Raw genomic sequence first — 24,046 nt, forward strand, 5'->3', positions numbered from 1 at the left:
GACACCGCCGGCGCACAGCAGCGCGGTGAACGCCAGCGCCAGTAACTTCCGTGAGACAGGCACGCTCCACCTCCTCCTGATCGGATCCTCGACGGATCCTTGTCGGATCGTCGTCGGATGCTGGTGGGATGCCGTCACGCTCCAGAGCCGGACGGTTCGAAGGAGTGGTCCCGGCCCGGAACCGACGACTGAGAGCGCTCTCGAGAGCGCTCTCAGAATCGGCCCGCGCCGATCCGACGTCAAGAATCCGCGCAGGAGTTGTCCTCGACGTCGTCAGGTTCCGCCCGGCCCTGACACCGCTGCCGACGCTGCGAAGAAAGCGCGTCAGTGGTGGTCGCCGTGCCGGCCAAGGGTGTCGACAGGGGTCGCGCCGGGGCGGGTCCACTGGGGCACGGGGCGGCTTGTCGGGCCCCAAGTGGCGTTCCCGTCCGCGTCCGAGCGCCAGGACCAGCACGGGCTGCCACCCTCGGGCCGGCCCTCGGGCTTGTCCTCCCACGCCTCACCGCGGCCGTAGGGCGTCATGTCGAGGAGGCCGAGGGAGCCGTTGACCCGCTCGTTGCCACGGCCCGTCGTGGAGTAGGTGAGGAAGACGCGGTCGCCGTCGCGCAGGAAGCAGGTGAGGTATCCCATGTCGCCACCGACCGGCGCGTCGACGTCGCGCACCGAGTACCAGGGCTGGGTGTAGCCCATGAACTCGACGAAGGCGGCCACCTCGTCCCACCGGCCCGTGGTGAGGACGGCGAACGAGACGCCGCGGGCGTTGAGGTAGACCGCGTCCTTCAGGTGCCAGGCCGTGGTGGTGCAGCCCTCGCACTGCCCCTGGTGCGGCGCGCCGTCGTACCACATGTGCTTGTACACCACGAGCTCGTCGCGGCCCTGGAACAGGTCCAGGAACGGGACCGGGCCGTCAGGACCGACGACCTCGACCGTCCCGTCGAACTCCACCATCGGCAGCCGGCGGCGGGCCGCGGCGATGGCGTCGCCCTCGTGGGTGTGGGCCTTCTCGCGGACCAGGAGCTCGTCACGGGCGGCCTGCCAGGTGGCCAGGTCGACGACGGGCGGGCGGCCGGGCAGCGCGGCGCTCGGGTCACTCGGCGTGGTCGTCATGGGGTCCTCCGTGGTGTCTTGTGCCGGCCCGCGTCGTACGGCGTCCTCCGACGGTCACCAGAAGGGACTCCCGAGCCGGTGGGAACTCATCGCGGCAGGTGCGCCTCCGGCCGGGCCCCGAGTCATGGGGCGAGCCGGCCCGCCTCCCATGACTCGGGGCCGGCAGGGCGGGAACGCCTCCCTGCCGACCCCGAGCACACGCACACGCATGCCCCCTTGTCAGCCCGCCCGATACGTCTCCAGCAGCCGCAGCCAGACCTCGCTGATGGTCGGGAAGGACGGAACCGCGTGCCACAGCCGGTCGATGGGCACTTCCCCGGCCACCGCGATCGTGGCCGAGTGCAGCAGCTCCCCGACGCCGGCGCCGACGAAGGTGACGCCGAGCAGGATCTCGCGGTCGAGGTCGACGACCATGCGGGCATGTCCGCGGTAGTTCTCCGCGTACAGTCCGGCTCCCGCGACGGAGGCGAGGTCGTAGTCGACGGCGCGCACCCGGTGTCCTGCCCCTTCCGCCTCGGCGAGCGAGAGCCCCACGGCCGCTGCCTCGGGGTCGGTGAACACCACCTGCGGCACTGCCGCGTGGTCGGCTGTCGCGGAGTGGGCGCCCCAGCGGTCGGTCTCCAGCAAGGGGACCTGCTGCGCCCTGGCGGCGATGGCGGCCCCCGCGACCCGGGCCTGGTACTTGCCCTGATGGGTCAGCAGCGAGCGGCGGTTGACGTCACCGACCGCGTACAGCCAGTCCGTGCCCTGCACGAGGCAGCTGTCGTCGACCGTCAACCACGAGCCCGGCTCCAGGCCCACGGTGTCCAGTCCGATGTCCTCGGTGCGCGGGGCGCGGCCCGTCGCGATGAGCACCTCGTCGGCCTCGATGCGCTCACCGTCGCCGAGGACCAGGGTGACGGGGCCGGTGCCGCCGGGCCGTTCGACGGCGGTGACGTCGGTGTCCGTCCGGACGGTGACGCCGGCCTCCCTGAGGCCTTCCGCCACGTGTTCGCCGACGAAGGGTTCCATCCTGGGCAGCAGTCCGCCGCCGCGGACGAGCATGGTCACCTGCGAGCCGAGTGCCTGCCAGGCAGTGGCCATCTCCACCCCGACCACTCCCCCGCCGACGACCGCGAGCCGGCCCGGCGCCTCGCGGGCGCTGGTGGCCTCGCGGCTCGTCCACGCCCTGGCTCCGGCCAGCCCGGGGATGTCGGGCAGTACGGCGCGGCTGCCGGTGCTCACGACGACGGCGTGCCGGGCGGTCAGTGAGTAGTGCTCGCCCTCCGGCCCGTACGCCACCACCTTCCTGGGGCCGTGGAGGGCGCCTTTGCCCCGGTAGACACGTGCGCCGATGGAATCGAGCCAGGCCAGCTGGCCTTCGTCGTTCCAGTGGGCCGCCTGTTCGTCGCGGCGGGCCAGTACGGCCTTGCTGTCCAGCGGGCCCTGTACGGCGGCGCTCACTCCGGGCAGCCTGCGGGCGTCGGCCCGCGCGATCACCGGGCGCAGCAGCGCCTTGCTGGGCATGCACGCCCAGTAGGAACAGTCGCCGCCGATGAGTTCGCTCTCCACCACCGCGGTGCTCAGGCCCGCCGCTCTGGTCCGATCCGCCACGTTCTCCCCGACGGGGCCCGCGCCCAGCACTACGACGTCGTACTCCACAGCATGGGTCATAGGGCCAGTCTGATCCGGGGTGTGCGTCCTGGCCACATGGGCAGGGGCAGGAATAGCACGGCCCCGGGCACCGTTGTGCGGGGCGAGTCCCCCGGACCTCAGGAAGAGGTAGCACGTCATGAGCACCGTTGAGCTCACCAAGGAAAACTTCGATCAGGTCGTGACCGACAACGACTTTGTCCTGATCGACTTCTGGGCTTCCTGGTGTGGTCCTTGCCGCCAGTTCGCGCCGGTCTTCGAGGGCGCGTCGGAGCGTCACCCCGACCTGGTGTTCGCGAAGGTCGACACCGAGGCGCAGCAGGAGCTCGCGGCTGCCTTCGAGATCCGTTCCATCCCGACCCTGATGATCGTGCGCGAGAACGTCGCGGTCTTCGCCCAGCCCGGTGCACTGCCCGAGTCGTCCCTCGAGGACGTCATCGGCCAGGCGCGCGCGCTGGACATGGACGCGGTCCGCAAGTCGATCGACGAGGCCCAGAAGGGCGCCGACGCCGGGGGCGGCCAGGCAAGCGCCTGACCGTGCGCGTTCCCTGTTGATGGTTCCCCGCATACGTCCGGCCGGGGTCCGGCCCGATTCTCTTCGGGCCGGACCCCGGCCGTTCGCGTGTCACACCCCGGCACGGTCGTCCGTGCCACGGCGCCACATCCTCGAGGGGCGGCGCCAGGCCTCCTGCGCGTCCGCTACGCCTCCTGCGCGTCCACGACCCGCGCCACCAGTCCCAGCGACAGCTCCGCGCCGTCGACCAGCAGGGCCTCGACCGCACGGGTCTCCGGGTCGATGTCGACCTCGACGCCGTCGCCGACGTAACGCGGGAACCCCGACGCGCCCAGCTCCCCCGTGGCGTCCACGACGGCGGAGCGGATGACGTCCTCGGGAGCGTGGCGGGATCGTGCCCTTCGACGTGTTCGGGGACCACGATGATCCCGAAGCGCTGCGGTTGAGTGTTCATGCAGGCGACGCTAGACACCCGTCGCCGCGCCCGCATGTCGCCCGGCGGGCACTACCGTGACCGGATGACGCATTCCACCGCCCCTTCGCCCGGCGCGCGTGAACCGCACGGCTCCACGCGCTCCGACGTCTCCGCCCACCTGCCCGGCAGCAGCGGCCCGGCCGCCACCACGGAGGCCGATCCCGTCCGCGTCGGACCGGTCCGCACCTCGTACGCGCCGGACCGCGACGGCGATCCGGATCCGGGCGAGATCGTCTGGACGTGGGTGCCGTTCGAGGAGAACGACGGCCGGGGCAAGGACCGGCCGGTGCTGGTCGTGGCCAGGGAGGCGGCCGGCACGCTGCTGGCCGTCCAGCTGTCCAGCAAGCCCCACGACCACGACCGGGAGTGGGTGCCGATCGGCGTGGGGCCGTGGGACGGCGCAGGACGCGAGTCGTGGGTGGATCTGGACCGGGTGCTGCGGGTGCACGAGACGGGGATGCGCCGTGAGGCGAGCGCGCTGGACCGTCCGCGGTTCGACCGTGTGGTGCGGCGGCTGCGGGAGCGCTACGGCTGGAGCTGAGCCCCGGCGGCACCGGTCCGGTCGGCGAAGGTACGGCGGAACGCGGCGAGCGTCGGCGAGGTGCCGGCCCGGTCGAGCACGGCGAAGACGATCTCCTCGAAGTGGGCGGCGAACCGGCCGTCCCCGGTCAGCAGCGCGTGGAAGGCGCCGGCGACGGCCGCGGGGTCGTTACGGAAGACGCCGCAGCCCCAGGCGCCGAGCACGAGACGGCGGTAGCCGCCGGCCGCTGCCGTCTCCAGGACCCGTTCCGCTCGTGACGCGAGCGCCGCGGGGATGCGGTGGACCTCGCCCGGTGTGCGGAGCGCGACGACTCCCGCGTTGGGCGCGGGAGAGGTGAGGAAGCCGACCGTGAACGGCTCCTCCAGCAGCTGCCCCCGGTCGTCGCGGAAGACCGGCACCCCGGGCGAGAGAATCACCCGGTCGGTGTAGAAGACGCTGCGTTCCGTCCGGTGGTGCTCGTAGAACTCGGGCACGCGCAGCAGGGTGGCGTACAGGGCGGAAGACCGGCACAGTGCCTCCTCCTGCGCCTGTGCCCCGTTGAGGTAACCGCCGCCGGGGTTGCGGGCGGAGGCGAAGTTCAGGACGGCGACCGGTCCCGCTCCGGCGCCGGTGAGCCGCCGGGCGGCCTCGGTGCTGCTCTCGCCCGTGACCTCGAAGCGGGTGATCCGGTCGGTGTCCGGTGAGACGGCGACGGGCTCCGGTCCGTACATCCGTGTGCCCGCCAGTGCGGTGGCGAGCTGCTGCCCTATCCGTACCTCGCGTCCGTCAGGAAGGCGGTACCCCCCGGCCCCGACGATCTCCTCGGTCTGCTTGGCGATTCCCCGCAGTCGTGCACTCATGCCCGACATCATCGGGAACCCCACGTGACGGCGGCAAACACATTTCCGCTACTCAGGGGCACTCTTGTGCGGACCCGCAGCGGTGGCCTTAGGTTGACAGAAGTCCCTTCGACAGGAGGAGCCGATCATGCACCGAGCGGGAACGGGCGACTTCGCCCGTCCGATGTCCGAGGACGAGGCCGAGGACCTGCTCCGATGTATCTGCTTCAAGACAGGTCCGCCCCACATCGTGGGCGTGGAGGTGGAATGGCTGGTCCATGACCGGGAGCAGCCGGGGAAACCCGTGGCGCGCGACCGCCTCACCAGCGCCTTCGACGAGATACGCGCCCTGCCCCTGACGTCCCTGCTCACCTTCGAGCCCGGCGGCCAGCTGGAACTCAGCTCGCGCCCCGCCGCCTCCCTGATGGAGTGCATCAACTCCACAGCCGCCGATCTGGACGCCGTGCGAACGGCCCTCCGTCCGGCAGGCCTCGCTCTGAACGGCATGGGGCTCGATCCCTGGCACCCGCCCCGCCGGATCCTTCACGACCCGCGCTACGACGCGATGGAGAGACACCTGGACCGCTCCGGTCCCTACGGCCGCTCCATGATGTGCAGCTCCGCATCCGTCCAGGTGTCGCTCGACACCGGTGAGGAGGAGCCGGGCCCGCTCGGGCACGGCCGCCGCTGGCGGCTCGCCCATCTGCTGGGCGCGGTCCTGCTGGCGGCCTTCGCCAACTCGCCCATGCTGGCCGGGCGTCCTACGGGCTGGCGCTCCACGCGGCAGGCCGTGTGGAACGTGCTCGATCCCGTGCGCCCGACGGCACCTCCCCTGGAGGCGGAGCCGCGGGCGGCGTGGGCCGCGCACGCGCTGGACGCTCCCGTTATGTGCGTACGGATGCCGGAGGGGGCGTGGCCGCTCCCCGAGGGGCTGACCTTCCGGAGCTGGCTGCGCTCCGGCGGGCCGCGTGCGGCGACGGAGGAGGACCTCCGCTACCACCTCACCACGCTGTTCCCGCCCGTACGGCCGCGCGGGCACCTGGAGTTGCGCATGATCGACGCACAGCCCGGCGAGAACGGATGGATGGTGCCGCTCGCGGTGACCGCCGCGCTCTTCGACGATCCCGAGGCGGCGGAGACCGTGTACCGCACCCTCAAGCCCCTGGCCGAGTCCATGCGCGCCGGTGTCGCGCCGCGCAACGCGCTGTGGGTGGCGGCGGCACGGCACGGGCTCGCCGAGGAGGAGCTGCGGAGCGCCGCCGAGACGTGCTTCGCGGCGGCGCTGGAGGCGCTGGGACGCCTCGGCGCGTCGACGACGGTGCTCGACGAGGTGGCCCGTTTCAACGAACGCCATGTACTGCGGGGCCGGTGCCCCGCCGACGACCTGATCGCCTCCGTGGTGAAGGAGCCCGGCACATGACCGACCAGCTGCGGAGTCTGGCCCTCGATGCGCTGACCCGTGCCCGTGACCGCACCGCCGCTCTCACGTCGTGCGTCGACGACCCTGACCTGACCGCCCAGCACTCGCCGTTGATGTCGCCCTTGGTGTGGGACCTGGCCCATATCGGTAACCAGGAGGAGCAGTGGCTGCTGCGCCAGGTCGGCAAGGGCGAGGCGCTCCGGCCCGAGATCGACTCCCTCTACGACGCGTTCGAGCATCCCCGCGCGGCCCGTCCCTCCCTGCCGCTGCTGGCGCCCGCGGAGGCACGGATCTACGCCGCCGATGTGCGTGGCCGGGTGCTGGACATTTTGGAGCGCACCGCGTTCGAGGGTGGTCCGCTCGTGGACGCCGGCTTCGCCTTCGGGATGATCGCCCAGCACGAACAGCAGCACGACGAGACGATGCTGATCACCCATCAGCTGCGGAAAGGGCCCCCCGCCCTGTCCGCTCCGGCCCCGCCCGCCCATGACACCGGTCCGCTGCCGCGTGAAGTGCTGGTGCCCGGCGGGACGTTCACCATGGGGACGTCCACGGAGCCGTGGGCGCTCGACAACGAACGGCCCGCCCACCGGCGCATCGTGCCCGCGTTCCACATCGACACGACTCCCGTCACCTGCGGCGAGTACCAGGCGTTCATCGAGGACGGCGGCTACCACGAGCGCCGCTGGTGGGCGGCCGAGGGCTGGGACCAGATCCGGCAGCACGATATCGGGGCGCCGCTGTTCTGGCGCCGTGAGGGCGGGACGTGGCTGCGCCGCCGGTTCGGCGTCAGCGAGGAGGTGCCGCCGGACGAGCCCGTACTGCACGTCAGTTGGTACGAGGCGGACGCCTACGCGCGCTGGGCCGGCCGGCGGCTGCCGACCGAGGCCGAGTGGGAGAAGGCCGCCCGGCACGATCCGCACACCGGCCGGGCCCGCCGCTACCCGTGGGGCGACTCGGACCCGACGGAGACGCACGCCAACCTCGGCCAGCGCCATCTGCGGCCCGCCCCGGCGGGCAGCTATCCGCGGGGAGAATCGCCGCTGGGGGTACGGCAGCTCATCGGCGACGTGTGGGAGTGGACGTCGAGCGACTTCCTGCCCTACCCCGGGTTCGTGGCGTTCCCCTACCGCGAATACTCGGAGGTGTTCTTCGGGGGCGAGCACAAGGTGCTGCGCGGCGGTTCGTTCGCCGTCGACCCGGTGGCCTGCCGGGGCACGTTCCGCAACTGGGACCTGCCGGTGCGCCGCCAGATCTTCTCCGGCTTCCGCACCGCACGGGACGCGCAGCCCGCCGGCCCGGACGGGGATGGTCGCTGATGTGCCGTCATATCGCTTTTCTGGGACGGCCGGAGCCCTTGGGCACGCTGCTCGTCGAGCCCGAACACGGCCTGTTCCACCAGTCCTGGGCACCGCGCCGGCAGCGCTACGGCACGGTCAACGCTGACGGCTTCGGGATCGGCTGGTACGCGGACGGCGACCCGGTGCCCGCCAGGTACCGGCGCGCGGGGCCGATCTGGGCGGACCTGTCCTTCACCGACCTGGCGCGGGTGGTGCGCAGCCACGCGGTGCTCGCCGCCGTGCGGGACGCCACCGCACCCGGCGCGGACGGCGAGGCCGCGGCGGCGCCGTTCGCCTCCGGGCCCTGGCTGTTCAGCCACAACGGCGCGGTGCGCGGCTGGCCGGCCTCGATGGGCCCGCTCTCCGCCGCACTGCCGGCGGAGGAACTGCTGTCGATGGAGGCACGCAACGACTCGGCGCTGCTGTGGGCGCTGGTGCTGCGCCGGCTGCGCGCGGGCGACCCGCCCGCCCAGGCGCTCGCCGACACCGTCCGTGACGCGGCCGCGGCCGCGCCCGCGTCACGGCTGAACCTGCTCCTGACGGACGGCACGGCGATCGCCGCGACCGCCTGGGGCGACACGCTCTGGTATCTCACCGAGCCCGGCCTGCGCACGGTCGTGGCCTCGGAACCGTACGACGACGATCCGCTGTGGCAGGAGGTGCCGGACCGGACGCTGCTCACCGCGACCCGCGCCGACGTCCTGCTGACCGAGCTCAAGGAGCCGACCCAGTGAGCCCGTTCCTGCTGACCCGAACCCTGCCCGAGGACGCGACCAACGCCGCGCTGCGGGCCGATGTGCTGCACGGCCTGACCCGTACGCCCAAGACCCTGCCGCCCAAGTGGTTCTACGACGCACGCGGCAGCGAGCTGTTCGAGGAGATCACCCGGCTTCCCGAGTACTACCCGACCCGCGCCGAGCGGGAGATACTCGCCGCACGTGCGCCGGAGATCGCCGCGGCGACCGGGGCGCGGACGCTCGTGGAGCTCGGGTCCGGCTCGTCCGAGAAGACCCGCTTCCTGCTGGACGCCCTGCCCTCGCTGCACAGTTACGTACCCGTGGACGTCAGCGAGAGCGCGCTGAACGGTGCGGCACAGGCCCTGCTCGCCGACCATCCGGATCTGAACGTGCACGCTCTGATCGCCGACTTCACGCGCGGGCCGGAGCTGCCCGTGACACCGGGGCCCCGGTTGGTCGCGTTCCTCGGCGGGACGATCGGCAACCTCCTGCCTGACGAGCGGGCACTCTTCCTGCGGTCGGTCCGGGCCATGCTGAACCCCGGCGACTTCCTGCTGCTGGGCACGGACCTGGTGAAGGACGAGGCGGTCCTCGTGCGCGCATACGACGACGCCGCGGGCGTCACCGCCGAGTTCAACAAGAACGTCCTCGCGGTGCTGGCCCGGGAGCTCGGAGCGGACGTGGATCCCGGCGACTTCGACCACGTGGCGCGCTGGAACCGCGACAACGAGTGGATCGAGATGAGACTGCGGGCCCGCTCCGCCCTCACCGTGAAGATTCCCGAGCTGGATCTGGTCGTGCCGTTCGAGGAGGGGGAGGAACTGCGGACGGAGGTGTCCGCGAAGTTCCGTCAGGACGGTGTGCGGACCGAACTCGCCGGGGCCGGAATGGACCTGACGCACTGGTGGACGGACGGGGAGGGCAGGTTCGCGCTGTCGCTGGCGACAGCGAGCTGAGCGGCCAGCGCCAGTGAGCGGCGGTCGGGGTGGCTCCCGGGGAGGACCGGTGGCAGCAGCCGGATCTCCGCGGTGAGCCCTTCGGCCGCCGCGACCCGCCACAGGGAGGCGAGCAGCGGATCGTCGCCGACGAACGCCGCCGCCCCGGTGGGCGAGTAGGTGATCCGTACGGGCTGGACGGCGGCGCCCGCGTCGAGGGCTGCCTGGAACGCGGCGGGCCGGAACCGTCCCCGGTCCCGCCCGCACCAGGTGGAGCCCTCGGGGAAGACGACGACACGGGCCCCGCCGCGCAGTGCGTCCGCCATCGACGCCACGGCGGCGGGCAGCGCGCGCAACCGGTCCCGTTCCAGGAAGAGGGTGCCGCCGGCGGCGGCCAGCGGCCCGAGGACCGGCCACGAGCGGACCTCGCTCTTGGCGAGCATCCGTCCCGGCAGCACCGCGGCGACCAGAGGGATGTCCAGCCATGAGATGTGGTCGGCGACGACCAGTGATGCCCGCAGGTCGTGCGGCAGCCCTACGACGCGTACCCGCACACCGAACGCCCGCAGCACGGCCCGCGACCAGCAGCGGGTCAGCCGGTGGCGGAGCGCGGCGCCGAGGAGGGCCACGAGGGGGCGAGCAGCAGGCCGCAGCCCACGGTCGCCAGACCCGCCGACAGCCGGACGAGGGCCTTGAGCGGCCCGGCGACGGGACCGTCGTGGGTCGCGCAGCCCTCGGGTGTGCAGGGCGCGCAGGGCAGCCAGGCGCTCATCGCGCGGGGGCGAGGGAGAGGAAGTGCCGCAGGTAGCGCGGGTCGGTGCGACGCAGCGACAGCAGCACGTAGAGGTCGGCGACGTTGAAGTCGGGATCGAGGGCGGGCGCCCCGCACACCCAGGCGCCGAGCCTGAGGTAGCCCCGCAGCAGCGGCGGGAGTTCGGTGCGGCCGGCGGGACGGGCGACGCCCTCCGCGTTCCACAGCTTGTGCGGGGTGACCCAGTGTTCCTCGGGCGCCAGGTTCTTGGCCCGCACGGTGTCCCAGGTCGCCGCGGCGAGGCTGCCGCCGTCGGCGAGGGGGATCGAGCAGCAGCCCGCGAGCCAGTTGTGGCCGGTGCGGGTCATGTAGCGGGCGAGACCGGCCCAGATGAGGGCGATCACGGCGCCGTTGCGGTGCAGGGGGTGCACGCAGGAACGGCCGACCTCGACGAGGTCGTCGCGGATCGGGTCGAGGCGGGTGAGGTCGAACTCGCCCTCGGAGTAGAGGCGGCCGGCGACACGGGCCCGTTCGGGGGGCAGCAGTCGGTAGGTGCCGACGACCTCACCGGTGGCCGCCTCGCGCACGAGCAGGTGGTCGCAGTAGGCGTCGAAGGCGTCGGTGTCCAGGCCGGGCTCGGGCCCGTCGAGCCTGGCGCCCATCTCCCCGGCGAACACCTGGTGGCGCAGTCGCTGCGCGGCACGCACCTCTTCCTGATCGCGGGCGAGCGAGACGACGTACCGGGGCTCCTCATGCTGGGGCGGCAAGGGGGCGGTCGGCCGGGCGGGCAGCGGAGCGGGGGCGACGAGCGGCGATGCGGGCATGGCGGTCTCCTGTGCCGGACGGAGGGACGGACCGCTGGTGCGGCGGCCCGGCTCCTTGTTTCTTCCGTGGCCGGCTGGATTCGACATGACCGCCCGGCGGAGAGCGGATGTGAGGACGCTGAATGCCGGGCAATGCCCGGCGGAGCGGACGCGCCGCTCCCCCGTTCCGGGTCGACGCGGCCCCCTGGTCCGGGTGCCGTGGATGCGTCACCTTGACCGCTGCCGTGGATGTCCGACCGCGGATCCGCCCGCGTCAGGTCAGGGCAGCAGCGCCGCCGTGATCTTGTCCGACGCCTCTCGTGCGGCGCGCGCCGGGTCCTGGCCCTGCAGGACGGCCGTCATGTACGGCTTGATGGGGTTGTCGGCCTCGACGGCGGCCCATTGCGGCGAGTTGGGAGTGGCCCTGCCCTTCGCCGCGCCGGCGGCCATCGCGGCCGTGCCTTCGCTGCCCTCGATGACACCGGCGAGCGTGGTCTTGTTGGGCACGTAGTTCATCGTGAGGGCGAGCTCGGTCTGCCATTCCTCGCTCGCGAGCGCCTTCACCACCTCGACGCCGGCGGATCTCTCCCGCGCGTTCTCGGGCACGATCAGGTCGGAGCCGCCGATGAATACGGCGCCCGGGGCCTCGGACGTCCTGCCCGGTACAGGGAAGAAACCCAGCTTCCCCTTGAGCGCGGGATTGGCCTTCTCTATGAGGGGCGCCGCGCTCGGCACGGCGATGATCTGCGCGACGTCGCCCTTGGCGAAGACGTCCGCCTGCGGAGGCGTCACCTCGTCGGCGTTCTTCGGGCCGTTGCCGTGCGACTGGAGCCGCTTGTAGAAGTCCATGCCGCGCAGAGCCGCCTTGGAGTGCAGGGCGCCTTCCCAGTTCCCGCCCTGCTCGACGGCCAGTTGCCCGCCCTCTTCCCAGACGAAGCCCGCGAGGGTGTACCAGTCCTGGCCGGAGAGGTAGATGCCCTGCCTGCCGGGGCCGTCCAGCTTCTCGGAGATCTCCAGCCATTCGGCACGGTCCTCGGGCGGCTCCGTGATACCCGCCTGGGCGAAGAGGTCCTTGTTGTAGATGACGACCCGGTTGGCGGCGTACCAGGGGATGCCGTACTGGGACCCGTTGATGCTGCCCGGTTCGGCGAGACCGGGCAGCCAGTCCTCGCTGCCGAGGTCGCGGACCGACTCGAGGGTCAGGTCACGCAGCGCGTCGCTCTCCGCGTACTGGGAGACCTGGGTGTTGCCGACCTCGATGACCTCGGGGGCGTCGTCGCTCTCGAGTGCCGCCATGACCTTCTTGCCGATGCCGGTCCATTCCTGGAAGGTCACCTTCAGGTCGACGGACGGGTGCTGTTTCTCGTACTCGGTGGTGAAACGTTCGAGGAACTCGTCCGAGACGCTGTCCTTCATGAGCCAGATGTCCACGGTGCTCTTGGGCGAACCGCCGGGGACCAGCCCGCAGCCGACGAGCGTGGCGGCGCACACGAGTGCGGCGGACAGGGCGAGCGAGCGGTTCTTCACGTAGGTCACCTTCTGCGTGGCACGGAGAATTGACCCGACGTGGGGGGAAGCGAGCGGCGCTCGCACGGGCGTGGCTGGATTTTGGTCTGTACCAAAGGTCCGGTCAAGTCCAGGAACGCACCGGGCAGTGGAACGGGCGGGCGCGGAAACCGCACCCGCCCCTCACAAGGCCTTCACCCGCCGGCCGGAACGCTGTCCTCGAAGCCGATCCCCGCCGACCGGTACGCGGCGACCTTCGCGGCGGTCTGCGCGGGGGTGAGGACCTGGTCCTTGACGTGCAGCACGTAATCGACCTTCTGGTCGTAGGAGCGGGGCGTGGTGCTGCCCTGACCCGCCAGATCGATCAGCCACTGGTTGAAGTTGATGCTCATCGTGCGCTCGGGGAGGTAGCGGGCGTCGTGCCGGCCGAACTCCTGGCCGTCGACGTAGTAGACGATGCTGTCGTCGTCGATGGTGAGGACGAGGTCGTGCCAACCGGCGTAGCTCGCCCGGACCTCGGAGTGCTGGTTGACGGCCTCCCACGGGTCGGGCCGGTAGGTCTCCCACGAGGTGGTGTACAGGATGTCGGCGGGCTCGCCCCAGCCACCGTTGGGCAGGTACTCGAAGTCGTACTCGGCGTAGTCGTCCGCCATCGGGGCCTTGAGGTCGTTGATGGTGAAGAACGTCTGGACGACGTGGTCGCCGTCCGGACCGGACCGCGGGGCGTCGGAGAAGTGGACCCGGGCCGCGTAGGTGCCGTTCTTGAACTTCATGTCCTTGGTGAGGATCTCGGTGTGTTCGGTGGTCGCGCCACTGCCCGCGGTGGAGGTCTCCAGGTTCATGATCGAGTTGGTCCCCTCCCTGGCGAAGGTGACGTTCTCGGGCGCCCAGGTCGCCCCGGGCACGCCGGGGCCGCCCGCGTTGGAGCGGATGTTCCAGCCGTGGGCGACGATGGCGGGGTCGGTGTGCGAGGTGTAGTCGAAGTCGTCGAAGAGCGCGGGCCCGTCGGCCGGCGGGTCGGTGGGGTCCGTCGGGTCGTTGCCGGCTGGGGCCGTTCCCCACACCGTCGGGCCGCCGACGCTCGCCGTGACCTTGGTCCAGTCGCCGTACGAGGTGCGGCCGGGGCCGAAGGAGTAGTCGTCGCTCTGGTCGAGGGGGCGCCAGTCGGAGCGGTGGAAGCGCAGTTGCAGGTCACCGGTGTCCGCGCCCGGCGCGAGGCTGCCCGCGCCCGCCCGGAACCCGATCTCCAGGTAGCGGTCCGCGTCGGCGGTGGGGGCCGCGAGCGTGCCGAACGTGCCGGTGATGTTCGCGCAGCCCCGTACCGCCCACGAGCAGGCGAAGGTGTAGGAGGCGCCGGCGTCGGCCTTGAAGTAGTAGCGGATGCGGACCTCGCTCAAGGAGAGCGTGGTGCTGCCGGAGTTGACGACCTTGAACCACGGCTCCACCTGGTCGCTGCCGCTCGAGCTCTGGCGGTACTGGACCCTCACCGAGGCGTCGGCGGCCGCGGCCGGCAGGGCGGACAGGGTGGCGCAGCCGAGGCCGGCCACCACGGCGGCGGCCAGTGCGGCACGTGCCCGGAGGCCGGGGCGGGTACGGGTCCGGCCGGTACGCGCTGTAGTGCTCATGCTGGTGCTGGTCACCTGGTTTTCCTCTCGGAAGGGGTGGTCGTGGGGGGTCGGCTCGGGACGCCGAGGGCGCCGAGCCGGGCTCTGTGGTGGTGCAGCCGTGCGGTGAATCCCGTCCAGTCGCCGCCGCCGCTCCATGCGGTGTCGGCGAGGGCGCACAGCCGGGGGAAGGCGAGGTACTCGGCGTGCTCGGCCGTGGTCACGTACTCGGTCCACAGTTGGGCCTGGGTGCCGAGCACACGGTCCGCGGCCTCCGCCTCCCAGTGGGCGGGGGCCGGTTCAGTCGCGTACACGGTCCGCAGATCGACGACCGCGCCGGGCTGGCCGGGCGGTTCGCCGGCGTCGGCGGACTGCGGGTAGTCGAGGTAGGTGGAGCGGTAGGGCGCCATGATCACCTGCTGGCCGCGGCGGGCGGCGGCCAGAGCATGGGCCTCGTCGCGCCACATCATGGCGGTGAACGAGGACGGCAGGTCGAGGCCGGTCTCCGTCCAGCCGAGCGGCTGCCGCCCCCGCTCGTGCAGGTGGGCGCCGATCCGTCCCATGAACCAGCCGTGCAGCGCCTCGGGGCCGCCGATGCCCTCCTGTTCGGCGCGCCGTCGTGCCGCGGGCGAGGCGTGCCACTCGGTGGTGGGGCACTCCTCGCCCCCGATGTGGACGTGCCGGGAGGGGAAGACGTCGATGACCTCGTCCAGGACGGTGCGGCAGAAGTCGAGGACCTCGTCGTGCACACCGAGGACGGTCCCGCAGACGCCCCACTGCCTCCACACGTCCAGCCGGCGACCCGGCCGGTTGCCGAGGTGCGGGTAGGCGGCGAGCGCGGCGCGGACGTGGCCGGGCATCTCGATCTCGGGCACGACGGTGACACCTCGGTCGGCGGCATGGGCGACCAGGGCGGTGAGTTCCGCCCGGGAGTAGGCGCCCCCGTGAGGCATGCCGCCCACCTCTGTGAGCCTCGGGTAGGCGGCGACGGGCATCCGCCAGCCCTGGTCGTCGGTGAGGTGCAGATGCAGCACGTTGAGCTTGTGCAGCGCCATGAGATCGACGAAGCGCCGGAGGAATCCCACGGGCTGGAAATGGCGGGCCACGTCGAGCATCGCGCCGCGCCAGGGGAAGCGGGGTACGTCGGTGATCTGCACGCATGGCAGGGACCAGTGCGCGTCTGGGGCGGGAGTGCCCGACAGGGCAGCGGGGGGCAGGAGTTGACGCAGGGTCTGGATGCCGTGGAGGAGCCCCGCGGGGCGGGCGGCGCGCAGCAGCACCGCGTCGGTCCCGACGGTGAGTCCGTAGCCCTCCGCGCCGAGACCGGTGAGGTGGGGGTCGAGTGCGAGGACGACACGGCCGTCGGACGCGAGGGGCAAGGGCAGGCCGGTGGCCGGGGCGAGGTGGGTCCGCAGGAGCGCGGCGGCCGGCTCGGCTCCGCCGGTGGCGCGGATGCCGGTACGGCCGTCGAGCACGAACTTGCCCGACGTCACGGTGAGTTGGGTGGGCCGGGGAATCAATGCGGGACCGGTGCGCGGTCCGGTGCGGGGTGCGGTGCGGTGTGGTCCGGTGCGGTGTGGTCCGGTGCGGGGTGCGGGCATGTGTCGGCGCTCCTATCCCTTGACCGCGCCGCCGGTCATCCCGGCGGAGACCCGGCGCTGCAGCACCAGGAAGAGGACGAGTACAGGCAGGGCGAAGAGCGTGGAAGCGGCCATCGTGGCGCCCCAGTCGGTGCCGAAGACGTTCGAGAACGAGGAGAGCCAGACGGGCAGGGTGCGGTCGTCCTGGTTCTTGATGATCAGCATGTTGGCGAAGGCGAACTCGTTCCACGCGGTGATGAAGCCGAACAGCGAGGTCGCCAGCAGCCCCGGGGCGAGCAGCGGGAAGGTGACGCGGCGGAAGGCGGCGGCGCGGGTGCAGCCGTCCACCTGGGCGGCCTCCTCGAGTTCGACGGGGATCGCGGCCAGGAAGCTGCGCAGGGTCACGACCGTGAACGGCAGCGTGATCATGAAGTAGACCAGGGTGAGGGTGGCCAGGCTGTCGAGCATGTCGGCGTCCCTGGCGATGATGTACATCGGGATCAGCAGGGCCTCCCAGGGAGCGACCTGGGCGATGAACACCATCAGGACGAAGCCACGCCGCCCCTTCCAGCGCAGCCGGGCGACGGCGAACGCCGCACCTGTCGCCACCAGCAGGGCGAGCAGCACACTGCCGGCGGTGACGGTCAGGCTGTTGCGCCAGAAGGACCAGAAGCCGTCCGCACGCAGGGCGTTGGCGAAGTTGTCGAAGGTCAGGGAGGTGGGGAGCAGTGCCGGGGATCCGGTGTGGATGTCGGCGGCCGGCTTGAAGGCGGTGAGGATCATCCAGTACACGGGGAACACCGAGAGGACGAAGACGATCAGCGCTCCCGTGTTCAGCAGCAGACGCCGCGGCGAGGTCGGTCTCACAGCTCGGCCTCCTGTTTGAACATCTGCCGGAAGTAGAGGATCAGCGCGGCGACGAGCATCAGCACGGTCACCGTCGCGACAGCCGCCCCGAGGTCGTAGCGGTGCAGCGACTGCGCCACCTGGTAGGCGTAGACGGGCAGGGTGGTCGTCGCGCCGCCCGGTCCGCCCTTGGTGACGGCCCAGATCTGCGCGAAGCAGCGGAAGACCCAGATGACCTCGAGGCAGAGGATCAGCCCGAAGACCGGACGGAGGACGGGCAGCGTCACCGACCAGAAGATCCGGCCGCCGCCGGCCCCGTCGATCCTGGCCGCTTCGAAGAGCTCGGCGGGGACGGTCGCGAGCGCGGCGTGCAGGGTGACGGCGACGAAGGGGACCGACTGCCATACGACGAGCAGCACCAGGAGCGTGAAGGCGGCCGGGCCGTGCGCGAGCCAGGAGTACCCCTCGAAGGAGTCGAACCCGATCCCGGCCAGCACCCGGTTGACCAGTCCGAGGCGCGAGGAGAACAACCACTGGAAGACGGTCGTGGTGGCGATCACGGGGCTGGCCCAGGCGAGCACGAGTCCGCTGAGCACCAGGACGCGCATCCTCCCGCCGAGCCGCTGGAGCATGAGGGCCGCCAGCGTACCCAGCACCATGATCAGCACCACGTTGACCGTGGTCCACCACAGGGTGCGGCGGACCACCTCCCAGAACTCCGCGTCCCCGAGGATCTCCCGGTAGTTGTCCAGACCGGTGAAGACGGCGTCGCCGCGGATGAGTTCGCCCATCCCGTAGTGCTGGAAGGAGATCAGCACGTTGCGTGCCACCGGGTAGACGAGCAGGACGGCTGCGCCGAGGACGGTGGGCGCGATGAGCAGGTACGGCCAGAGTGCGCGGGGCGAACTCCTCATGACCCGAGCGTCTTGGTGATCTTGTCGGAGGCTTCCTTCGCTGCCTTCGCCGGGTCGGTGCCGGTGAGCACCGCCGTCATGTACTGCTTGACGGGGTTGGTGGCCTCGACGGCCGCCCACTGCGGGGAGTTGGGTGTGGCGCGTCCGTGGGCCGCCGCGGCGGCCATGGCCGCGGTGCCCTCGTTGTCCTCGATGACCCCGGCGAGGGAGGTCCGGTTGGGGACGTAACTCATGGTCCTCGCCAGGTCCGTCTGCCACTTGTCGCCCGCGAGCTCCTTCACCACCTGGTAGGCGGCGTCGTGGTGGGCGGAGGCCTCGGGGATGATCAGGTCGGACCCGCCGGTGAAGGTGGCGCCCGGCCGGCCGGCGGTGTCGCCGGGGACGGGGAAGAAGCCCAGCTTGCCGGCGAGCGCGGGGGCGGCCTGTTCGATCATCTTCGCTCCGCCCGGTACGGAGATGATCTGGGCGACGTCACCCTTGGCGAAGACGTCGGCCTGCGGCGGCTTGGCCTCGTCGGAATCCTTGGGACCGTCACCGAGGGCCTGGAGGCGCTGGTAGAACTCCATGCCCTTGAGCGCTTCCGGCGAGTGGAGCGCGCCTTTCCAGGTGTCGCCCTCTTGTTCGGCGAGCTCGCCGCCCTCGTCCCAGATGAAGCCGGCGAGGGTGTACCAGTTCTGGCCGGGCAGGTAGATGCCCTGGGTGCCGCCGGTGTCGAGTTTCCGGGTGATCTCGAGCCATTCGTCGCGGGTCCGGGGCGGGGCGGCGATGCCGGCCGCGGCGAACAGGTCCTTGTTGTAGATGACGACGCGGTTGGCGGCGTACCAGGGGATGCCGTACTGCTTCCCGTCGATCTTTCCAGGGTCGGCGAGGCCGGGCAGCCAGTCGGCGCCCGCCAGTTCGCCGACCTTGTCCGTCAGGTCCTTGACGCCGCCGCTGGCGGCGTACTGGGCGACCTGGGTGTTGCCGACCTCGATGACGTCGGGCGCGTCCCGGCCGGCGAGCGCGGCGGTGATCTTCTCGCCGATGCCGTCCCACTCCTGGATCTGGATGTCCAGGGCGGTTCCCTTGTGCCGCTGCTCGAAGTCCTTCTCGAAGCGCGTGAGATAGCCGTCGGAGACGCTGTCCCTCATGATCCAGACGGTGAGTTCGTCGGTGCCTCCGGCCGCGTCGGAATCCGGGCCGGACGTGGAGCTGCACGCTGCGAGCGGCAGAGTGAGAGCGAGGGCGGCGACAGCGGCGACGGAGCGAATCTTCAACTGATCCACCTCTGAAGTGAGTTGACCAATTGGTAAACTGGCCAACGGCGTGGCTAGAAGGTGGCATGGACCAATGTTGACGTCAAGAGCTTTGAAAACACTGGTTCGTTCAGCGCGCAGCCCTAGGGCTGCGCAAACCACTGGTAAGCAGCGTCGTTTACCATCTGACCAGTTGTCGACGACGCGGGAGCAGAGAGGCAGGGTCCATGGAGAGCAGCTCTTCGGGCGCCGTACTGAAGCGGGAGCGGGTCAGGGAGTTCCTGCTCGGCCTGATCGAGGCCGGCCGGCCCGGCGACGCCATCCCTTCCGAGCGGACCCTCTGCGCCGAACTCGGCGTGTCCCGCCCCACCCTGCGTGCCGCCGTCGACGAACTCGTCGCCACCGGCCAGCTGCTGCGCGAGCACGGCCGCGGCATGTTCGTCGCACCGGCGAAGATCACCCAGGAACTCGTCTCCGACGATGCGGCGTTCGCCGTCCCCCGCGCGGCGGGCGCCTGGTCCAGCCGTGTCCTGGAGCTCGCCACCATCACCGCGGGCGCCCGGATCGGCCGCAAGCTGCGGATGTCCCCTGCTGCCGAACTCGTCTACATCGCCCGGCTGCGACTCGTCGACGGCGCCCCCATGGCGATCGAGCACCTGCACATCCCCGCCCGGCTCGTGCCCTCCCTGACCCCCCAGGAGCTCGAGGCCGGAGACCTCTACGACCATCTGCGGGAACACCATCAGGTGCACGTCGACCAGGCCGTCCAGTCGATCGAGCCGACCGTCGTGAACGAGGCGGAGGCCGCGGTGCTCGATGTGCCGGTCCTCTCCCCCGCGCTGCTGGTCGAGCGCCTGACGACGGACACCGCGGGCAGCCCCGTCGAGTACGTCCACTCCGTGTACCGAGGCGACCGCTACCGCATCGTCTCCCGCCTCGCGCTCGGCCCGTCCGCCGCACGCAACGACCGCCCGGCGGGCCACCATCCCGGTATCCCGCCGGGCGACTTCGCCCACGGCGACATCATCACGTCGTCGACGACCGGTGACGCGTACTGAACCTGCCCTCAACCACCACGACCACAACGATGCAGGTCAGGCGGGCCGGACGTACATCTGGATGATGACAGGCCGCCCACGGGTAGCACTTCGGGGCGAGTGCGGAACACATAAGGAGGCTGATCCGCCGAACAGCCCCCGCCCCATAGCTTCTTGATCGAACCCCCCACGGTCAGGAGGCCCCCTCGACATGTACGGCAAGGCATTCGCTCCCGAGTACCAGGGCGATCTGGGCTCGGCCCTCACGGTGAACTCGTCGTACGACGAGGTCCTCGCCACCGCGGAGCGCGCCCGCCGCGACGCGGGCACCGACCTCGACGCGGCCCGTGCCGCGCTCGCCCTCGCCGAGGCCAACCGGCGACTGGGCCGCGCCGCAGAGGCGGGGTCGGCATGGCGCGACAGCTACCGCTGTGCCCGGCGGGCCGGCGACCCGGCGGGGATGGCCTGGGCCCTCTGGAGCGGTGGCACTCTCGCCCGCCAGTGCGGCTCCCTGCCGCTCGCCCGGCGGCTGCTCTCCGCGGCCGTCGCGTTCGCCGACGCCTGCGGCGAACGGCTCGCCCACGGCTACGCCCTGGCCGGTCTCGCGGAGACCGGACGCATACAGGGCGACTACGCGGCGGTCGCCGACCTGCACGAACAACTCCTCCACGAGGCGCGGACCCACGGCGAGTCCCGGCACATGGTCTGGGCCATGTCCGGCATCGCGCAGATGCACCGGAACACGGGCGACCACCACAAGGCGCTGGAACTGTTCACCGAATGCGTACGGATCGCGTCGGAGGCCGACGACGCGCGGGGCCGTGCCTGGTCGCTGCGGGGCATGGCCGACGTACTGTCCCTGCGCGGCGAGACCGACCGGGCGCTGGCGCTGCTGAGCGAGGCCGAGGCCGTATGCCGCGAGCTGGAACTCGCCGGCGCGCTGGCCTACAACCACAAGATGCGCGGCAACGTTTTGTTCCGGGCGGCCCGCTACGAGCAGGCGTGCACGGCCTACACATGTGCGCTGCGCGCGTTCCGTGGGATGAACGAGGCACGGGGCACCGCGCTCGCCCGCCTGGGGCTCGCCAAGGCGCGCTCCCGCCGCGGCCGTGCACCTGCCGCGACCCTCAGGGAACTCGCCGAGCTGGAGCGGGAGTTCGAGCGGATCGGGCTGAGGCAGGCACAGCAGTCGGTGGTGACCTTCCGGTCCGAGCTGGCCGCCGCCTGAAAGGGCCGTATCCTCGGCCCGACACGCTCACGGGCTCGGCCTGAGCTCGGCTCAGGCTCAGCTCTCGGGAGGGGACGGCGATGAGGGACGAGGGCGCGCCCAGGGCGGCGCTCAAACGCGAGCGGGTACGGGCATATCTGCTGGGCCTGGTCGACGACCGGCGCCCCGGGGACGCCATCCCCTCGGAGCGCACCCTCTGTGCCGCCCTCGACGTGTCGCGCCCCACCCTCCGCGCCGCCGTCGACGAACTCGTCGCCACAGGGGCGCTCGTACGGGAGCACGGCCGCGGGATGTTCGTCGCGCCCGCCAAGATCACCCAGGAGCTGGTGGGCGACTCCGCTCCGGCCGCCGCCCCGCAAGCACCGGGAACCTGGTCGAGCCGGGTGCTGGAGTTCCGCAGGACCGCCGCGGGCGCCCGTATCGGACGCAGGCTGCGGCTCTCCCCCGCCGCCGAGATCTTCCACGTCGCCCGGCTGCGGCTGGTCGACGGCGGCCCCGTCGGACTCGAGTACCTGCACGTCCCGGCAGGCCTCGCCCCCGATCTCACCCCGCGGCAAATGGAGTCGGGCTTCTACCGCTATCTGCGGGCCGAGCGGCGGATCGTCGCCGCCCGCGCGGAGCAGTCCATCGAGCCCACCGTGCTGAGCGAGGCCGAGGCGGAGCTGCTGGGCGTGCCCGTCCTGTCGCCGGCGCTGCTCTTCGACCGCGTCACCTCCGACCCCGACGGCCGTCCGGTCGAGTACGTGCGCTCCCTCTACCGCGGCGACCGCTACCGCATCCTCTCCCGGCTCTCGCTCGGCCCCACGGGGGACGGCCGCCCCGCTCCCGACGCCTCGCGGGAAGCCGACTGGTGGGGCACGGTGGAGTGAACGCACCGAGAGGAGCACGACACCCATGTCGAACCACACCTACCGCGTCACCGAGATCGTGGGCACCTCGCCCGACGGGGTCGACCAGGCCATCAAGAACGGCATCACCCGGGCTTCGCAGACGCTGCGGGGCCTCGACTGGTTCGAGGTGACGCAGGTCCGCGGGCACATCGTCGAGGGGCAGATCGAGCACTACCAGGTCGGTCTGAAGGTCGGCTTCCGTCTCGAGGACGGCGACTGAGCACACGCCGCCGAGAACGCGCGACCGACGACACGCCGCCCCGTCCGTTCCGGGGCGGCGCGTGGCACGTCCCATGACCGGCCTCGACCGGCCCGTCCCAGGTGCGTCCGACCGGCCCGGCTCAGGCGTGACCCCGACCGCCCGGCTCAGGCGCGGGGCCGACCGCCCGGCTCAGGTGCGGCCCTCGCGCTCCTGAGCCTCGTGCATGGCAGGCGTCGTGCTCACCGCACCCCAGACCGCCCGCACGACCCGGAAACCGGCGCGCTCCGCGTCCTGGCACACCAGCTCGTCGTCGTCCACCAGCATCCGGATCTCCCGGTCGCGGGAGAGCTGCCGCAGGATCTCGAGCTTCGTCCTGCGTGCGGGCCGCCGGTCGTCGTTGCGCCGCATGAAGATCCGCCCCTGCGGAAGCCCCTGTGCCGCGAGCCACTCCACCGTGTCCTTCCTGCAGCGCTCCGGCCGGCCGGTCAGATACAGCACCTCGCACTCCTGCGCCGCCTCCAGGCACAGCGCCACGCCCTCGGCGAGCGGCGGGTCCTCGGGGCGGCGGCGAAGAAGGCGTCCCACGCGCGCGGCTTGCGCTCCAGCAGATGCTGGCGGTGCCCGGCGTCGGAAAGCGTTCCATCGAGGTCGAATACGGCCAGCGGCCTGCTGCTCTGTGTCACGCCGGTCACCCTAGGCCCTCACCGCCGGATCCGGCCGGATCGGGCCCGGCGGCGGCAACTGGGGACGGGCCGGGATCTGGGCGCGTGGCCCGGGCGGAGGTCGCCCGGGCAGCACACCGGGAATCATCACGCCTGGCACGCGTTGAACCGTGATGTGAGCTCCCTGACCGCGTCCACCGTCCGTCTGTCGGTCCTCGACCGTTCGCGCACCCGCGAGGGGTACGACGGCCCTGCCGCGCTGCGGGGCACCGTGAGCCTCGCCCGGCAGGCCGAGGCCCTCGGCTACCACCGCTTCTGGGTCTCCGAGCACCACGGCGTCCCGGGCGTCGCGGGTTCGGCGCCGACGGTGCTCGCGGCGGCGGTCGCCGCCGCGACCGCCTCGATCCGCGTCGGCACCGGCGGGGTGATGCTGCCCAACCACCAACCCCTGATCGTGGCCGAGCAGTTCGGTGTGCTGGAGTCGCTCTTCCCCGGCCGGGTCGACATGGGGCTCGGCCGGTCCGTCGGCTTCACGGACGGCATCCGCCGCGCACTCGGCCGCGACAAGCAGGACGCGGAGGACTTCGAGGCCCGGCTGGAGGAACTACTGGGCTGGTTCACCGGCGACCGGGCGGCGCATCCACACGTCCATGCCCGCCCCTCGGAGGGGCTCAGCATCCCTCCGTTCCTGCTCGCCACCGGCGAGGGCGCGGGGATCGCGGCCCGTGCCGGTCTGCCACTGGTCATAGGCGATCTCCGTGGCCGGGACCGGCTGCTCACAGCCGTGGAGGGTTACCGGCGGGACTTCCGTCCCTCCGCGTGGGCGGAGCGGCCGTACGTGGTCGTCGCGGGGACGGTCGCGGTCGCCGGCAGCGAGGAGGAGGCACGCCGTCTGCTGGTGCCGGAGGCCTGGTCGATGGCGTACTCCCGCACTCATGGGACGTTCCCGCCGCTCCTGCCGCCCGAGCGCATCGAGGCGCTCGAGATGACCGCCAAGGAGCGCGGTCTCTACGAGTCGGGGCTGAGCGGCCACATCGCGGGCACCGAGGACCAGGTCGCCGACGCGCTGGGGGCGGCGGTTGAGGAGAGCGGGGCCGACGAGGTGCTGGTCACCACCAGCACGTACGACCGCGCGGCGCTGCTGGACTCACTGCGGCGTCTCGCGCGGGTGGCCGGGCTGCCCTCCCGCGAGCTGGCCGGCGCGGCCGCCTGACCGGCCCGGACGCCGACCCCGCGCCGCGTGCCCGACCGGCCCGGCGACGGGCCGCG

Annotated in this window: 22 protein-coding genes and 2 pseudogenes; 11 read left to right on the forward strand and 13 right to left on the reverse strand. The window is 71.9% G+C overall.

Features of this window, described 5'->3' with window-relative positions; all coding sequences use genetic code 11:
* Positions 1-324: 324 nt before the first annotated feature.
* Together GLX30_RS03645 and GLX30_RS03650 are read right to left on the reverse strand one after the other, a co-directional pair.
* A complete protein-coding gene (locus tag GLX30_RS03645) occupies positions 325-1,107 on the reverse strand; it encodes a DUF899 domain-containing protein (protein ID WP_159683421.1) in 783 nt (260 codons plus the stop codon).
* 219 nt (positions 1,108-1,326) lie between these two features.
* On the reverse strand, positions 1,327-2,760 hold the full coding sequence (locus GLX30_RS03650; RefSeq protein ID WP_159683424.1) for an NAD(P)/FAD-dependent oxidoreductase: 1,434 nt from the start codon (positions 2,758-2,760) through the stop codon (positions 1,327-1,329).
* A 118-nt stretch (positions 2,761-2,878) separates the two neighbouring features.
* Here GLX30_RS03650 and trxA point away from each other — a divergent pair, with 118 nt between their 5' ends.
* On the forward strand, positions 2,879-3,274 hold the full coding sequence (gene trxA / locus GLX30_RS03655) for a thioredoxin (RefSeq protein WP_159683427.1): 396 nt from the start codon (positions 2,879-2,881) through the stop codon (positions 3,272-3,274).
* Positions 3,275-3,438: 164 nt separating this feature from the next.
* On the opposite strand, the gene GLX30_RS34975 is transcribed toward trxA, so the two are convergent.
* A complete protein-coding gene (locus GLX30_RS34975) occupies positions 3,439-3,606 on the reverse strand; it encodes a hypothetical protein (RefSeq protein WP_244257993.1) in 168 nt (55 codons plus the stop codon).
* Between the two features lie 165 nt (positions 3,607-3,771).
* Here GLX30_RS34975 and GLX30_RS03665 point away from each other — a divergent pair, with 165 nt between their 5' ends.
* The gene (locus GLX30_RS03665) at positions 3,772-4,269 is read left to right on the forward strand and encodes a type II toxin-antitoxin system PemK/MazF family toxin (protein WP_244257994.1); all 498 of its coding nucleotides are present in this window, start codon (positions 3,772-3,774) and stop codon (positions 4,267-4,269) included.
* Here GLX30_RS03665 and GLX30_RS03670 read toward each other — a convergent pair.
* The gene (locus GLX30_RS03670; RefSeq protein WP_159683430.1) at positions 4,254-5,108 is read right to left on the reverse strand and encodes a TIGR02452 family protein; all 855 of its coding nucleotides are present in this window, start codon (positions 5,106-5,108) and stop codon (positions 4,254-4,256) included. The two genes, GLX30_RS03665 and GLX30_RS03670, sit on opposite strands and share 16 nt — an antisense overlap.
* A gap of 127 nt (positions 5,109-5,235) precedes the next feature.
* Between GLX30_RS03670 and egtA the strand changes: the two genes are divergently transcribed.
* Genes egtA through egtD form a run of 4 tightly spaced genes read left to right on the forward strand, consistent with a single transcriptional unit; the run spans position 5,236 to position 9,540 of the window.
* Positions 5,236-6,507, forward strand: coding sequence for an ergothioneine biosynthesis glutamate--cysteine ligase EgtA (gene egtA, locus GLX30_RS03675; RefSeq protein ID WP_159683433.1), 1,272 nt, complete (start codon positions 5,236-5,238; stop codon positions 6,505-6,507).
* Positions 6,504-7,826 carry an ergothioneine biosynthesis protein EgtB gene (gene egtB, locus GLX30_RS03680; RefSeq protein ID WP_159683436.1) on the forward strand — a complete coding sequence of 441 codons (1,323 nt, stop codon included), beginning with the start codon at positions 6,504-6,506 and terminating at the stop codon, positions 7,824-7,826. Before egtA ends, egtB begins: the two co-directional genes overlap by 4 nt.
* On the forward strand, positions 7,826-8,581 hold the full coding sequence (gene egtC, locus GLX30_RS03685; RefSeq protein ID WP_159683439.1) for an ergothioneine biosynthesis protein EgtC: 756 nt from the start codon (positions 7,826-7,828) through the stop codon (positions 8,579-8,581). The genes egtB and egtC overlap by 1 nt, the downstream gene beginning before the upstream one ends.
* The gene (gene egtD / locus GLX30_RS03690; RefSeq protein ID WP_159683442.1) at positions 8,578-9,540 is read left to right on the forward strand and encodes an L-histidine N(alpha)-methyltransferase; all 963 of its coding nucleotides are present in this window, start codon (positions 8,578-8,580) and stop codon (positions 9,538-9,540) included. The genes egtC and egtD overlap by 4 nt, the downstream gene beginning before the upstream one ends.
* Here the strand turns inward: egtD and GLX30_RS03695 are convergent.
* The 8 genes and pseudogenes from GLX30_RS03695 to GLX30_RS03730 all read right to left on the reverse strand — a co-directional run bounded on the left by GLX30_RS03695 (position 9,435) and on the right by GLX30_RS03730 (position 18,779).
* Positions 9,435-10,291: pseudogene (locus GLX30_RS03695) on the reverse strand (lysophospholipid acyltransferase family protein). The gene egtD and the pseudogene GLX30_RS03695 overlap by 106 nt on opposite strands.
* Entirely contained in the window at positions 10,288-11,094 is an 807-nt protein-coding gene (locus GLX30_RS03700) for a GNAT family N-acyltransferase (protein WP_208545353.1), read from the reverse strand. The pseudogene GLX30_RS03695 and the gene GLX30_RS03700 overlap by 4 nt, the downstream one beginning before the upstream one ends.
* A 258-nt stretch (positions 11,095-11,352) precedes the next feature.
* Entirely contained in the window at positions 11,353-12,600 is a 1,248-nt protein-coding gene (locus GLX30_RS03705) for an extracellular solute-binding protein (RefSeq protein WP_159683444.1), read from the reverse strand.
* 173 nt (positions 12,601-12,773) lie between these two features.
* On the reverse strand, positions 12,774-14,204 hold the full coding sequence (locus tag GLX30_RS03710; protein ID WP_159694849.1) for a cellulose binding domain-containing protein: 1,431 nt from the start codon (positions 14,202-14,204) through the stop codon (positions 12,774-12,776).
* An 11-nt stretch (positions 14,205-14,215) separates the two neighbouring features.
* Positions 14,216-15,784, reverse strand: coding sequence for a beta-N-acetylhexosaminidase (locus GLX30_RS03715; RefSeq protein ID WP_159683447.1), 1,569 nt, complete (start codon positions 15,782-15,784; stop codon positions 14,216-14,218).
* A gap of 12 nt (positions 15,785-15,796) precedes the next feature.
* Complete coding sequence (locus tag GLX30_RS03720; protein WP_159683449.1) at positions 15,797-16,630, reverse strand: carbohydrate ABC transporter permease; 834 nt, start codon at positions 16,628-16,630, stop codon at positions 15,797-15,799.
* Positions 16,627-17,523, reverse strand: coding sequence for a sugar ABC transporter permease (locus GLX30_RS03725; protein WP_159683452.1), 897 nt, complete (start codon positions 17,521-17,523; stop codon positions 16,627-16,629). Before GLX30_RS03725 ends, GLX30_RS03720 begins: the two co-directional genes overlap by 4 nt.
* On the reverse strand, positions 17,520-18,779 hold the full coding sequence (locus GLX30_RS03730; protein WP_167306787.1) for an extracellular solute-binding protein: 1,260 nt from the start codon (positions 18,777-18,779) through the stop codon (positions 17,520-17,522). The genes GLX30_RS03725 and GLX30_RS03730 overlap by 4 nt, the downstream gene beginning before the upstream one ends.
* A 206-nt stretch (positions 18,780-18,985) precedes the next feature.
* Between GLX30_RS03730 and GLX30_RS03735 the strand changes: the two genes are divergently transcribed.
* The 4 genes from GLX30_RS03735 (at position 18,986) to GLX30_RS03750 (ending at position 22,133) form a co-directional block, all read left to right on the forward strand.
* A complete protein-coding gene (locus tag GLX30_RS03735; protein WP_159683457.1) occupies positions 18,986-19,816 on the forward strand; it encodes a GntR family transcriptional regulator in 831 nt (276 codons plus the stop codon).
* A 190-nt stretch (positions 19,817-20,006) separates the two neighbouring features.
* Positions 20,007-21,023 carry a tetratricopeptide repeat protein gene (locus GLX30_RS03740; protein WP_159683460.1) on the forward strand — a complete coding sequence of 339 codons (1,017 nt, stop codon included), beginning with the start codon at positions 20,007-20,009 and terminating at the stop codon, positions 21,021-21,023.
* Positions 21,024-21,103: 80 nt separating this feature from the next.
* Complete coding sequence (locus GLX30_RS03745; RefSeq protein WP_159683463.1) at positions 21,104-21,892, forward strand: GntR family transcriptional regulator; 789 nt, start codon at positions 21,104-21,106, stop codon at positions 21,890-21,892.
* A 25-nt stretch (positions 21,893-21,917) separates the two neighbouring features.
* On the forward strand, positions 21,918-22,133 hold the full coding sequence (locus tag GLX30_RS03750; protein ID WP_159683465.1) for a dodecin: 216 nt from the start codon (positions 21,918-21,920) through the stop codon (positions 22,131-22,133).
* 171 nt (positions 22,134-22,304) lie between these two features.
* On the opposite strand, the pseudogene GLX30_RS03755 reads toward GLX30_RS03750, so the two are convergent.
* Positions 22,305-22,798 (reverse strand): annotated as a pseudogene (locus tag GLX30_RS03755) (hypothetical protein).
* Positions 22,799-22,952: 154 nt separating this feature from the next.
* Between GLX30_RS03755 and GLX30_RS03760 the strand changes: the two are divergent.
* Entirely contained in the window at positions 22,953-23,990 is a 1,038-nt protein-coding gene (locus GLX30_RS03760; RefSeq protein ID WP_167306788.1) for an MsnO8 family LLM class oxidoreductase, read from the forward strand.
* Positions 23,991-24,046: the final 56 nt, after the last annotated feature.

It is taken from the genome of Streptomyces sp. Tu 2975, from assembly GCF_009832925.1.
GTDB lineage: Bacteria > Actinomycetota > Actinomycetes > Streptomycetales > Streptomycetaceae > Streptomyces.

Excerpts from the sequence above, each read along its gene's own strand:
- egtB (WP_159683436.1), top strand. The coding sequence starts at position 6,504 with ATGACCGACCAGCTGCGGAGTCTGGCCCTCGATGCGCTGACCCGTGCC.
- GLX30_RS03665 (WP_244257994.1), top strand. The coding sequence starts at position 3,772 with ATGACGCATTCCACCGCCCCTTCGCCCGGCGCGCGTGAACCGCACGGC.
- trxA (WP_159683427.1), top strand. The coding sequence starts at position 2,879 with ATGAGCACCGTTGAGCTCACCAAGGAAAACTTCGATCAGGTCGTGACC.
- GLX30_RS03650 (WP_159683424.1), bottom strand. The coding sequence starts at position 2,760 with ATGACCCATGCTGTGGAGTACGACGTCGTAGTGCTGGGCGCGGGCCCC.
- GLX30_RS03740 (WP_159683460.1), top strand. The coding sequence starts at position 20,007 with ATGTACGGCAAGGCATTCGCTCCCGAGTACCAGGGCGATCTGGGCTCG.
- egtA (WP_159683433.1), top strand. The coding sequence starts at position 5,236 with ATGCACCGAGCGGGAACGGGCGACTTCGCCCGTCCGATGTCCGAGGAC.
- GLX30_RS03750 (WP_159683465.1), top strand. The coding sequence starts at position 21,918 with ATGTCGAACCACACCTACCGCGTCACCGAGATCGTGGGCACCTCGCCC.
- GLX30_RS03715 (WP_159683447.1), bottom strand. The coding sequence starts at position 15,784 with ATGCCCGCACCCCGCACCGGACCACACCGCACCGGACCACACCGCACC.
- GLX30_RS03725 (WP_159683452.1), bottom strand. The coding sequence starts at position 17,523 with ATGAGGAGTTCGCCCCGCGCACTCTGGCCGTACCTGCTCATCGCGCCC.
- GLX30_RS03735 (WP_159683457.1), top strand. The coding sequence starts at position 18,986 with ATGGAGAGCAGCTCTTCGGGCGCCGTACTGAAGCGGGAGCGGGTCAGG.
- GLX30_RS03700 (WP_208545353.1), bottom strand. The coding sequence starts at position 11,094 with ATGCCCGCATCGCCGCTCGTCGCCCCCGCTCCGCTGCCCGCCCGGCCG.
- egtC (WP_159683439.1), top strand. The coding sequence starts at position 7,826 with ATGTGCCGTCATATCGCTTTTCTGGGACGGCCGGAGCCCTTGGGCACG.
- GLX30_RS03670 (WP_159683430.1), bottom strand. The coding sequence starts at position 5,108 with ATGAGTGCACGACTGCGGGGAATCGCCAAGCAGACCGAGGAGATCGTC.
- GLX30_RS03645 (WP_159683421.1), bottom strand. The coding sequence starts at position 1,107 with ATGACGACCACGCCGAGTGACCCGAGCGCCGCGCTGCCCGGCCGCCCG.
- GLX30_RS03745 (WP_159683463.1), top strand. The coding sequence starts at position 21,104 with ATGAGGGACGAGGGCGCGCCCAGGGCGGCGCTCAAACGCGAGCGGGTA.
- GLX30_RS03710 (WP_159694849.1), bottom strand. The coding sequence starts at position 14,204 with ATGAGCACTACAGCGCGTACCGGCCGGACCCGTACCCGCCCCGGCCTC.